The organism is Paracoccus sp. (in: a-proteobacteria), from assembly GCF_035556475.1.
Lineage (GTDB): Bacteria > Pseudomonadota > Alphaproteobacteria > Rhodobacterales > Rhodobacteraceae > Paracoccus.
This window is the reverse complement of the sequence record NZ_DATMFA010000130.1, coordinates 19525-30543: the sequence shown is the minus strand read 5'-3', so window position 1 is coordinate 30543 and position 11019 is coordinate 19525. Positions and strand designations below refer to the sequence as shown.

At 66.2% G+C, this 11019-nt stretch carries 11 protein-coding genes and 1 tRNA gene; 3 read left to right on the top strand and 9 right to left on the bottom strand.

Annotated features, from left to right (window positions below):
* Nucleotides 1-212: 212 nt before the first annotated feature.
* Complete coding sequence (clpB, locus tag VNQ78_RS18645) at nt 213-2840, bottom strand: ATP-dependent chaperone ClpB (RefSeq protein ID WP_325692611.1); 2628 nt, start codon at nt 2838-2840, stop codon at nt 213-215.
* Nucleotides 2841-2994: 154 nt separating this feature from the next.
* Between clpB and pyrF the strand changes: the two genes are divergently transcribed.
* Nucleotides 2995-3687, top strand: a complete 693-nt coding sequence (pyrF, locus tag VNQ78_RS18640; RefSeq protein WP_325692609.1) for an orotidine-5'-phosphate decarboxylase — start codon at nt 2995-2997, stop codon at nt 3685-3687.
* Here the strand turns inward: pyrF and VNQ78_RS18635 are convergent.
* From VNQ78_RS18635 to VNQ78_RS18620, 4 genes are read right to left on the bottom strand one after another with little or no spacing between them, the layout of a single operon-like run.
* Complete coding sequence (locus tag VNQ78_RS18635) at nt 3654-4088, bottom strand: NUDIX hydrolase (RefSeq protein WP_325692607.1); 435 nt, start codon at nt 4086-4088, stop codon at nt 3654-3656. The genes pyrF and VNQ78_RS18635 overlap by 34 nt on opposite strands.
* Nucleotides 4085-4351, bottom strand: coding sequence for a hypothetical protein (locus VNQ78_RS18630; protein WP_325692617.1), 267 nt, complete (start codon nt 4349-4351; stop codon nt 4085-4087). Before VNQ78_RS18630 ends, VNQ78_RS18635 begins: the two co-directional genes overlap by 4 nt.
* Nucleotides 4351-5205, bottom strand: a complete 855-nt coding sequence (locus tag VNQ78_RS18625) for an SPFH domain-containing protein (protein ID WP_325692615.1) — start codon at nt 5203-5205, stop codon at nt 4351-4353. The genes VNQ78_RS18630 and VNQ78_RS18625 overlap by 1 nt, the downstream gene beginning before the upstream one ends.
* A 51-nt stretch (nt 5206-5256) precedes the next feature.
* Nucleotides 5257-6120, bottom strand: a complete 864-nt coding sequence (locus VNQ78_RS18620; RefSeq protein ID WP_325692606.1) for an N-formylglutamate amidohydrolase — start codon at nt 6118-6120, stop codon at nt 5257-5259.
* Between the two features lie 197 nt (nt 6121-6317).
* Between VNQ78_RS18620 and VNQ78_RS18615 the strand changes: the two genes are divergently transcribed.
* Both VNQ78_RS18615 and ykgO read left to right on the top strand, forming a co-directional pair.
* Nucleotides 6318-6392, top strand: a tRNA-Val gene (locus VNQ78_RS18615).
* Nucleotides 6393-6471: 79 nt separating this feature from the next.
* A complete protein-coding gene (gene ykgO / locus VNQ78_RS18610) occupies nt 6472-6597 on the top strand; it encodes a type B 50S ribosomal protein L36 (protein WP_024842876.1) in 126 nt (41 codons plus the stop codon).
* Between the two features lie 86 nt (nt 6598-6683).
* Here ykgO and VNQ78_RS18605 read toward each other — a convergent pair whose 3' ends face one another.
* The 4 genes from VNQ78_RS18605 to VNQ78_RS18590 are packed head-to-tail and all read right to left on the bottom strand — an operon-like array spanning nt 6684 to nt 11005.
* On the bottom strand, nt 6684-7127 hold the full coding sequence (locus tag VNQ78_RS18605) for a DMT family transporter (protein WP_325692601.1): 444 nt from the start codon (nt 7125-7127) through the stop codon (nt 6684-6686).
* Nucleotides 7128-7158: 31 nt separating this feature from the next.
* On the bottom strand, nt 7159-8907 hold the full coding sequence (locus tag VNQ78_RS18600) for a peptidoglycan-binding protein (RefSeq protein ID WP_325692599.1): 1749 nt from the start codon (nt 8905-8907) through the stop codon (nt 7159-7161).
* A 31-nt stretch (nt 8908-8938) separates the two neighbouring features.
* Nucleotides 8939-10147, bottom strand: a complete 1209-nt coding sequence (locus tag VNQ78_RS18595) for a phenylacetate--CoA ligase family protein (protein ID WP_325692597.1) — start codon at nt 10145-10147, stop codon at nt 8939-8941.
* 33 nt (nt 10148-10180) lie between these two features.
* Nucleotides 10181-11005, bottom strand: coding sequence for an ABC transporter ATP-binding protein (locus tag VNQ78_RS18590; RefSeq protein ID WP_325692595.1), 825 nt, complete (start codon nt 11003-11005; stop codon nt 10181-10183).
* Between the last annotated feature and the right edge of the window lie 14 nt (nt 11006-11019).

Sequence of the window (11019 nt, the reverse complement as noted above, 5' to 3'; positions counted from 1 at the left end):
TGCGCAGGCCCGAGGTTCCGGGCTTCTGTCCCTCGATTGCCTGAGTGGGGACGGTGAGGATGCGGGTCATATCTCGCCTCTGCTTTCGGTTCTTGGTGAGCGATCATGCATGTTTTCCGACAGCTTACCATGCCGCGCGTGACGCGGGGGTAAAGACCCGCCGACGAAAAAGGGCGGCCGCTTCGCGACCGCCCTTTCCTGTGGCAGAAATCTTAGTGGAGCGGCACGCGCGGCCCGCTCTCGCCTGCCTCGCCCAGATGGGCGGAGGTGACGCGATTGCCGACGACCAGCCCTTCGGGACCGGCGCTGACATGGACGGTCTGACCGTCCAGGATCTCGCCGCCAAGGATCATCTCGGCCAGCGGGTTCTGCAGGCTGCGCTGGATCACCCGTTTCAGCGGCCGCGCGCCAAAGACCGGATCATAGCCCTCGTCGGCCAGCCATTTCATCGCTCCCTCGTCCAGATCCAGCGCGATATTGCGCTGCGCAAGCCGGGTCTCGAGCTGGAACAGCTGGATCTTGACGATCCCGTCCATGTTCTCGCGCGTCAGACGGTGGAAGATGATGATCTCGTCCAGACGGTTCAGGAATTCGGGGCGGAAATGCGCCCTGACCGCATCCATCACCTGCGTCCGCGCCTGAACCGAGTCGGCCCCTTCCGGCAGTGCCGACAACGCCTGCGCCCCGAGGTTCGAGGTCAGGATGATCAGCGTCTGCTTGAAGTCCACCGTCCGGCCCTGCCCGTCCGTCAACTGGCCATCATCCAGCACCTGCAAGAGCACGTTGAAGACGTCCGGGTGCGCCTTTTCGACCTCGTCGAACAGGATCACCTGATAGGGACGCCGCCGCACGGCCTCGGTCAGCACGCCGCCCTCGTCATAGCCGACATAGCCCGGAGGCGCGCCGATCAGCCGGGCCACGGAATGTTTCTCCATGAACTCGGACATGTCGATGCGGACCATCGCCTGATCGTCGTCGAACATGTATTCGGCGATCGCCTTGGTCAGCTCGGTCTTGCCCACGCCGGTCGGGCCAAGGAACAAGAAGCTGCCCAAGGGACGCTTCGGATCGTTCAGGCCCGCCCGCGCACGGCGCACGGCGTTCGACACGGCGGTCACGGCCTCGGATTGGCCGATGACGCGCTTGCCGAGGACTTCCTCCATCTTCAGCAGCTTCTCGCGCTCGCCCTCCAGCATCTTACTGGTCGGGATGCCGGTCCAGCGCTCGACCACCTCGGCGATCTGCTCGGGGCGGACGGCTTCCTCGACCATCGGGCTGTCGTCGTCACCCTCGGATTCGGCAAGCTTCTTCTCCAGCCCCGGAATGATGCCGTAGCTGAGTTCGCCCGCCTTCGCGAGGTTGCCTTCACGCTTGGCCTGATCCAGTTCGGCGCGGGCCTTGTCGAGTTGCTCCTTCAGGTTGCGCGAACCTTCCAGCTTGTCGCGCTCCGCCTGCCAGCGGGCGGTCATGGTGGCGGATTTCTCCTGCAGCTCGGAAAGCTGCTTCTCCAGCTTTTCGAGGCGATCCTTGCTGGCCGCGTCGTCCTCTTTCTTCAGCGCCTCGGCCTCGATCTGCATCTGCAGGATCTGGCGGTCGAGTGCATCGAGTTCCTCGGGCTTGCTGTCCACTTCCATGCGCAGCCGGCTCGCCGCCTCGTCCATCAGGTCGATGGCTTTGTCGGGCAGGAAGCGGTCGGTGATGTAGCGGTGCGACAGCGTCGCGGCAGCCACCAGCGCGGCGTCGCTGATGCGGACGCCGTGATGCAGCTCATACTTTTCCTTGATGCCGCGCAGAATGCTGATCGTGTCCTCGACCGTCGGCTCCTCGATCAGGACCGGCTGGAAACGACGGGCAAGGGCTGCGTCCTTCTCGATATACTTGCGGTATTCGTCCAGCGTGGTCGCACCGACACAATGCAGCTCACCCCGCGCAAGCGCAGGCTTGATCAGGTTCGCGGCATCCATCGCGCCATCGGTCTTGCCGGCGCCGACCAGAACATGAAGCTCGTCGATGAACAGGATGATCTCACCCGCTGCGTCCTCGATTTCCTTCAGGACGGCCTTCAGGCGCTCCTCGAACTCGCCGCGATATTTCGCCCCGGCGATCAGCGCGCCCATGTCCAGCGCCCAAAGCTGCTTGTTGCGCAGCGATTCGGGCACGTCGCCATTGACGATGCGCAGCGCCAGCCCTTCGGCGATGGCGGTCTTGCCGACGCCCGGCTCGCCGATCAGGACGGGGTTGTTCTTGGTCCGGCGGCTCAGCACCTGCATCGCGCGACGAATTTCCTCGTCCCGGCCGATGATCGGGTCGATCTTGCCCTGCTCGGCCGCCTCGGTCAGGTTGCGGGCGTATTTCGAAAGCGCCTCATAGCTGTCCTCGGCACTCGCCGTGTCGGCGGTCCGGCCCTTGCGGATATCGTTGATCGCGCTGTTCAGCGACTGCGCCGTCACATGCCCGGCGCTCAGCGCATCGCGGGCATTGGTGTTGACGACCGCAAGCGCGGTCAGCACGCGCTCGGCCGGCACGAAACTGTCGCCGGCCTTCTTCGCCAGCTTCTCGGCCTCGTCCAGCACGCGCACCATCGAGGGGTCGACATAGACCTGCCCCTGTCCGCCGCTGACCTTCGGCTGCTTCGCGACAGCCTCGTCGACAGCGCCGCGGACGGCCTGCGCGTCACCGCCCGCCCGGGCGATCAGATTGCTGGCAAAACCCTGGTCATCATCCATCAGCGCCTTCAGCAGATGCTCGGGCATCACGCGCTGGTTCTCCTCGCGGATCGCAATCGTCTGGGCCGCCTGCAGGAAGCCACGCGACCGTTCGGTGAATTTTTCCATATCCATATGAAAATCCTTTCCTCAGCCCCCGCTTTGGACCGCCCGCTCTGGCACGGCCCGGCTCGGGTCCTGCTTGTCACATGGGCAACGAGAAACGGGGTTTCAAGACACCCGGTTCCCTCCTATAAGCAGGCCGTTTATCGAAAAATCGGGGTTGAGGATGGATGATCGCCTGATCGTGGCACTGGACGTGCCGAATGCGCTGGCCGGACTGGAACTTGCGGAAAAGATCGGGGACGCGGTCAGCTTCTACAAGATCGGCCTCGGGATGCTGACCGGAGGCGGGCTGGCGCTTGCGAATGAGCTGAAGCAGGAGCATGGCAAGCGCATCTTCCTGGACATGAAATTCTTCGACATCGGCGCCACGGTCGAGGCGGCGGTGCGCGGCATCGCGCAATACGAGCTCGACTTCCTGACCGTGCATGGCGACCCCCATGTCGTGCGCGCAGCCAAGGAGGGCGCGGCGGGCTCGAACCTGAAGATCCTTGCCGTCACCATCCTCACCTCGCTCGACCGGGCCGATCTGGACGCGGCCCTGATCCGCGAGGGCGATCTGGCCGAGATCGTGACGACCCGCGCCGCCCGCGCCTTCGAGGCCGGGGCCGACGGCATCATCGCAAGCCCGCGCGAGGCCGCCCTGATCCGCGCCCTGCCCGAGGCGGCAGGCCGCCTGATCGTGACGCCGGGGGTGCGCCCGGCCGGGTCGGACGCGGGCGACCAGAAACGGATCGAGACCCCCGCCACCGCAATCGCCAATGGCGCCGACCATATCGTCGTCGGCCGCCCGATCTGGAAGGCCGCGGACCCTCGCGCTGCGGCTCAGGCCATCGTCGCCGAACTGCCGGCGGCCTGAGGGTCGAGCATCCGCGCGACGCGGGCGGGGAAATGCGGCACGACGCGGGGATGGGCCATGAACTCGGCCACCGGCATCATCCGCCATTCCTGCCCCTCGTCGCCGAAACGGATCGCGGCAATCTCTGCCGCGGTCAACACGCCTCGGAAATACCACGATTCCCAGCCCCGCGACGTGACCGAGGGAAAGGCGCGGCCATGCAGCCGGTCCGGCGCGAGGGACAGGCCGAACTCCTCGTGCAATTCGCGCAATGCGCATTCGATCGGGGTTTCGCCGGGTTCCGCGCCCCCTCCGGGCAGATCCCAATGGGCGGGGAACGGAATCCAGTCGTAATCGTCGCGCAGGCTGGCCAGCAGGCTGTCCCCGTGGGTCAGGATCAGCTTCGCGCCGCCAAGCCTCATTCGTCCTCGTTGATGTCGCGGGTCCAGATCCTCACGTCTCCCCGGCTGGAGCCGAAGACGCGCCGCAGTCCCAGCCAGATCACCCCGCTCAGCGCCGCTGTCACCACCAACGCCATCGGCAAGCCTCCGGTCCAGATCCCGACGAGTATCGCCAGACCCATCACGCCGACGGCGAGCGCGATGCCAAGGAAGAACCAGCCGGGCAGCACGATCTCCAGCGCGCCGAGGATCAGTGCCGCGATGATCCAGACCCAGCCATGCATCACGGCTTGCCACCCCTGAACATGCGGAAGGCGTCGCCCATCGCCTCGACGGCAGCAGCGGGCAGGATGACGGTCTGCTTGCCCTCGCCCTTGCCGACTTCCGACAGAACCTCGACCTGCCGCATGGCGATCTGGTATTGCGCCGCCTCGAGCCCGCCATCGCGGATCGCGCCAGCAATGGCGCTGGTGGCATAGGCCTCGGCCTCGGCCAGCACGCGCTTGGCCTTGGCCTGCTGCTCGGCCGCGTAAAGATCTCCATCGGCGGCAAGTTCGACCGCGCGGCGTTTGCCCTCGGCCTCGGTCACCTGCGCGCGTCGCGCACGTTCGGCGTTCAGCTGCTGCAACATCGCGGCGCGGGTGGCGTCGTCCAGATTGACGTCGAGGATCTCGGCCCGCGTCACCTCGATCCCCCAGTCATCGACGACATTGGCAAGGCTCTCGCGGATACGCTCGATCAGGCTGGCGCGGTTCGACTGCACCTGATCCAGCTCCATCGTCCCGATCTCGGACCGCACGATGCCCGCCACCGTCGTCGCAATGGCGGCGTCGATGTCGCGGATGCGGTAGACGGTCTTTTCCGGCTCGATGATGCGATAGAAAACCGAGGTCTCGACCTGCACCAGCACGTTGTCGGCCGTGATCGCATCCTGCCGGTTGGTCGGCAGCTGACGCTCCAGCACCGAGATCTTATGCGCCACCCGGTCGAGGAAGGGCACGGTGAAGTTGATCCCCGGCCCCAGCACCGCCCTCAGCCGGCCGAAACGCTCGACCACGAATTTCTCGGATTGCGGAACGATCCTGACCGCCGAGCTGATGGCCAGAAAGATCACGATGGCAAGGACGATCAGCGCGATATTCTGGCTGAGCAGATCGACGATATCCTGTTCCACGCTTCCCCCTCAGGTTTATTCGGCGGCGATGGCCGGTTCGCTCTGGTCCGGCCGCAGCCGCACCAGCCGCGACAGGATATTCGCAAACCTCTGCGCGAAAACGTCGAAATCGCCCCGCGGCTCGATCTTCTGCTCGTTCATGTAAAGCGAGCGGTCCATCTCAAGCTGGACGACATGGACGTTGCGCGTGGGTTTGCCATAGGCCGCCGCGATATAGGCGCCGGCGAAGGGCGAATTGCGGCGCAGGCGGAACCCCTCGGCAACCACCGCCTCGGCAACAGCGCCGGTGATGCGCGGCGCGGCCGAGACGCCGTTGCGGTCGCCCAGCACGAAATCGGGCCGCGGGCGGGGCAGATGCGCCAGCGCGTCATGCGGCATGGAATGCACGTCGACCAGAATCGCCCCGCCAAAGCGTCCGATCGCCTCGTCGATCAGTGCCGAAAGCGCCTGATGATAGGGATGCCACAGCCGGGTGATGCGCTGGTCGGCCTCCTCCAGCGGAATCGGTCGGTCATGAATCGGCCGCCCTTGCGAGACGACGCGGGGAATCACCCCCAGCCCGGCCATGATTCGCGGGCTCATCACGCGCGGCACGGCGCCGGCGACGACCAGCGGGTCGATCTCGTCCGGGCCGCGGTTCAGATCGACGACGCAGCGCGGAACGCGCGCGGTCAGGACCACCGCCCCCTGTTCAACCGCAGGCATGATCAGCCGATCGACGAAAGCATCCTCGGATGAGCGCAGGTTTTGCGGGTCAAGGCGCGATTCGGCCAAAAACCAGTCGGGATAGCAGCGCCCCGAATGCGGCGAGGCAAAAATGACCCCGCCCTGCCAGTCATCGGGGCGCATCAGGTCAAAGGTGATCTCGTCTGCACTCATATCCGGTATCCCTGTAAGCGGCTGGCTGGGCAAACTCTGCCGGGCATGAAACAAGATGGTTATAGCCCAAGTTCCGCCAAGGCCAAGTGCGCTTGCAAAAGCCTCACAACAGGGGTTGAAACCCCCGCAGGCCCTCTATATAGAGCCGCAGACCAAGGCGATATGGCCTGCATCCGCAGACAGAATCACCGGTTAGTGGGCGGTTAGCTCAGCGGTAGAGCACTACGTTGACATCGTAGTGGCCACTGGTTCGATCCCAGTACCGCCCACCATTAAGTTTCGCGCCCCGGGCACATCCGGGGCATTTCAGTTTCAAGGCGCCTTGCGATGCGCCGCGATAGGAGAAGACCGATGAAGGTTCGCAATTCGCTCCGCTCGCTCAAGAGCCGCCACCGCGATTGTCAAGTTGTGCGCCGTAAGGGCCGCATCTACATCATCAACAAGACCAACCCGCGCTTCAAGGCTCGTCAGGGCTAAGCAGCACGGCACTTGTTGCCAGATCGAAACGCCCGTTGCGTGATTGCGCAGCGGGCGTTTTCATTTGTCCGGGTGGCCCGTCCGGGTCAGAACCGCGACAGGACAAGCCCGCCGCCGACCAGCAGCGCGGCCAGGATGCGCGGGCCCGAAATCTCGCGCATGGGCAGGCCGAAGGCGCCGATCCGGTCCAGCAGGATCGCGGCGACGATCTGGCCAAGCGCCACCGCGCAAAGCGCGGTCAGCGTGCCGAGGCGCGGCAGCGACCAGACCATCGCCCAGATGTAGAATGCGCCGAGCATCCCCCCGACCCACATCCACGGCTCGGCCCCGGCGGCGCGCAGAAAGCCCCGCCCCTGCCCCAGAAGCAGCGTCAGGCTGCCCAGCACCACCAGACCAACCGCGAAGGAGATCGCGGCCGCGACCAGCGGGCTTTCGACCTGCCGCCCCATCGCCGCGTTGATCGGCGCCTGAACGGCGATGCAGATCCCGCCGATGGCGATGATCAGGGCTGCGATAATGGTATGTCCCATGCGATCCTCGTGATTTGTCGCGATGCTTCACTCATTCCTGCGCGGCGGACTCCTCCAGCAGGCGCGCAAGCGTCTGTGGCGAGACATAGCCGGTGACGCGCAAATTCTGCGAGGCCTGATAGAGGCGCAGCGCGTCCCGCGTCTCCTCGGTGAAATTGCCGTCGACCGGGCCGGGGTCGAGACCTTCGAGGCTCAGCCGCTCCTCGAGCCGCCTGCGCGTGGCGTTGCCAAGGTCCAGCGCATCCTCCTCGCGCCGGGCGGCTTCGGTGGCGGCCTTCAGGTTGTCGCGGCGCTGCCGGGCCTCGGCGGCATGGACCCCGTCCGCAAAGCGGTCGAGATAGGATTGATAGGCCGCCGCGCTGTCCTGACGCTTGGCCCATCGCCAGGTCGCCGCCGCCCCCGCCACCTGCGAGGCCGCGGCCCCCGATCCGGCAAGGGCCGCCAGCGCGCGCCGCGCCTCGACCGCGTGGACGCCATCGGGATAGCGGCGCAGATAAAGGTGCAATTGCCGCTCGCCGCCGCCCGCGCCATTGCGCCTCCAGAAATCGCGGTCCCGGCGCCCGCCCTCGCCATCGAGGAACCCGACCTGCCGCTTCAGCAGCTCGTGCTGCGCCGATGTCAGATAGCCGGTCGGCTCAAGCTTGTTCACCTCCTGCCAGTTGCGCAGCGCATCGCGGGTGCGCTCGCCGAACACCCCATCCGCCTCGCCCGGCTCATAGCCCAGCCGGAACAGGTTGCGCTGCACCCATTGGCGGCCATCGCGGTCGAGGCCCAGCCGCGCCTCGATCCCCGAAGGGGCACGGCTGACCGTCCTGCTCTCGACCCCGCCGAGTTCCTTCAGCCGCATCCGGGCCATATCCGCGCTGAGGCCGGCAGGGAAACGGCGCAGATAATCCTGATAGGCCGCGACGCGATCCGCCTCGGCCGCCGCCGCCCAGGCGTCGCGGTCCGAGATCACCTGGCCGCGCCTTTCGCGCAGGGCCTGCCGCCGCGCCTCGGCCGCAGCGGCGAAGAGGCCCGAGGGATAGGTTTCCAGATAGCCCAGATAAGCCTCGGCGCTGTCGATCTCGACCGCCTCCGACCAGGCATCGCGATCGGCTTCGGTCGGCTCCGGCAGGGTATCGGCCGTTGCGCGGGTGCTGGGGCGGACCGGCACCATGTCGACATCACCCCCCGGCAGCAGTTTCAGACCCCGCGCCGAAGCCATCGCGCGGGATACCGAATGACCGGCGCAAAGCTCGCGCAGCGCGCGCGCCGTCGACTCAGGCGGGCCGGAGATCACCGAGACGCCCGGCATCGGCTCCAGCTCTCCGATGCCGCTGCGCAGGCCAGCGCGATGCGGCATCTCCTGCTGATCGGTTCCCAAAAGCAGCACGGCCCCGGTTTCCGCCTCGGCAAGAAGCTGGATGACCAGCGACAGGGGCACGCCCTCGCGCCCGACGTCGGAGGGACCGGGCTGGTCGGCATCGGTGCCCATGAACCAGGTTTCACCATCGCGATTCAGAAAGCGGCCGTTCAGCGCGACGATGCTGGTGCCGGGGGCCTCGTCCTGGCGGGCGATCAGGTCCAGCGTGCGGCGCAACTCGGCGGCGGGCTGGTCTATGCCCTGCGCAGTGAGGAAACCCGATTCGCGCATGACCCGCACCAGCGCCGCCGTATCCGACCCCGCAAGGTCAGGGGCCGTCTGATAATCCGCATTGCCGATGACCACCCCGCGATCCGCACCCCAGGCCGGGGCCGTGCCCGCAAGGGCAGCCAGCAACAGCAGGGAATATCGCATCCAGAGACCTCATGGCGTCAGGCGCCCGGGGTCACTCGTAGCTGCGCCGATCCTCGATGACCTTGCCGTCATTCGGAAGCGAACCGGGCGCAACCAGTTCGATCCGGCCGCGAAGTTTCAGGGTGTCCAGCACCGTTCCCTCGTACCTTGCCGCATCTTGCATGGAAGTTTCCAGTTGCACTGTCATCACATCCATGTCGTCCGCCCGATCCGCCACGACGCGGGCGCGGGCAATCTCGGGATGGCGCGCGACCAGTGCCGCGACCTGTTCGGGGCGCACGAACATGCCCTTGATCTTGGTCGTCTGGTCGGCGCGGCCCATCCAGCCCCGGATGCGCATGTTGGTCCGCCCGCAGGGGCTTTCGCCCGGCATCACCGCCGAGAGATCGCCGGTCGCAAAGCGGATCAGCGGATAATCCGCGTTGAAGCTGGTGACGACGACCTCGCCCACCTCGCCCGCCGGAACGGGATCGCCGGTGCCGGGGCGCACGATCTCGACGATTACCCGCTCATCGACGATCATCCCCTCCATCGCCGGGGATTCGTAGGCGATGAGGCCAAGATCCGCGGTCGCATAGCATTGCGTGGTCGCGATGCCGCGATCGGCATAGCCCTGCCGCAGGGCCGGAAACAGCGCCCCGCCCGAGACGGTGGCGCGGGTGATGGCAAGGCGCTCGCCCATCTCCTCGGCCTTGTCGAGGATGATCTTCAGGTAATCGGGCGTACCCGCATAGACTGTGCTGCCGATATCGACGGCGGCGCGGACCTGCAACTCGGTCTGGCCCGTCCCGGCCGGCAGGACAGCCGCGTCAACCGCGCGCGCGGCGCTTTCGAACATCATCCCTGCCGGGGTCAGGTGATAGCCGAAGCAGTTATGCATGATGTCGCCCGGCCCGACCCCGGCCGCGAACAGGAACCGCCCAAGACGCCACCAGTCATTGCCGCGCCGCCCCGGCTCATAGATCGGTCCGGGGCTTTGAAAGACGTTCTCGAACTCATGCGCATGGTGGGTGGTGAAGCCGCCGAAGGGGGGCGATTTCTTCTGCGCGGCGGAAAGCTCTGACTTGCGGATGACCGGCAGAGCCGCCAGCGAGACCACTCCCTCCGCGTCGATCCCCTGCAGGCTGCGCGCCATTGCGGGCGTCGTCCGCGCCCGCGCGATCGCCGCGGCCAGTTCCTGCGCCTGCCAAGCCGCGCGCTCATCGGCACTGCGGGTCTCAAGCTCGTCATAGAATGTCATTCTGATTGCCTTTCTGCCATGTCCCGCGCCGGATCAGGCCAGCCAGCGCTTGCGGCGGCGATAGGAGCGGACGTCGCGAAAGCTCTTACGGCCCTGCTCGGACATGCCGAGGTAGAACTCCTTCACGTCGGGATTTTCGCGCAGCGCCTCGGCGGGGCCGTCCATGACCACCCGGCCGCTTTCCAGAATATAGCCGTAATGGGCATAGCGCAGCGCGACGTTGGTGTTCTGCTCGGCCAGCAGGAAAGTGACGCCCTCGCCCTCGTTCACCGCCTTCACGATCTCGAAGATCTGGCTGACCAGCTGCGGTGCAAGTCCCATGCTGGGCTCGTCCAGCAGGATCGTCTCGGGGCGCGACATCAGGGCGCGGCCCATGGCGCACATCTGCTGCTCGCCGCCCGAGGTATAGCCCGCCTGCGATTTCCGCCGCTCCTTCAAGCGCGGGAAATAGGCATAGACCATCTCGAGGTCGCGGGCGATCTCGGCCCGGCCATCGCTGCGGGAATAGGCGCCGGTCAGAAGGTTCTCCTCGACCGTCAGATGCTCGAAGCAGTGCCGCCCTTCCATCACCTGAATGACGCCCTTACGGACCAGACTTGCCGGGTCCATGTTCTGCACCCGCTCGCCGCGATAGGTGATCGCACCCTTCGTCACCTCGCCCCGCTCGGAATGCAGCAGGTTCGAGATCGCCTTCAGCGTCGTGGTCTTGCCCGCGCCATTGCCGCCCAGAAGCGCGGTGATGCCGCCCTTCGGGACCGAGAGGCTGACGCCCTTCAGGACGAGGATGACGTGGTTGTAGATCACCTCGATATTGTTGACCTCAAGCAGCGTCTCGGGCTTGGGCGTGGCGTCCAGCATGATTTCCCCCTGTC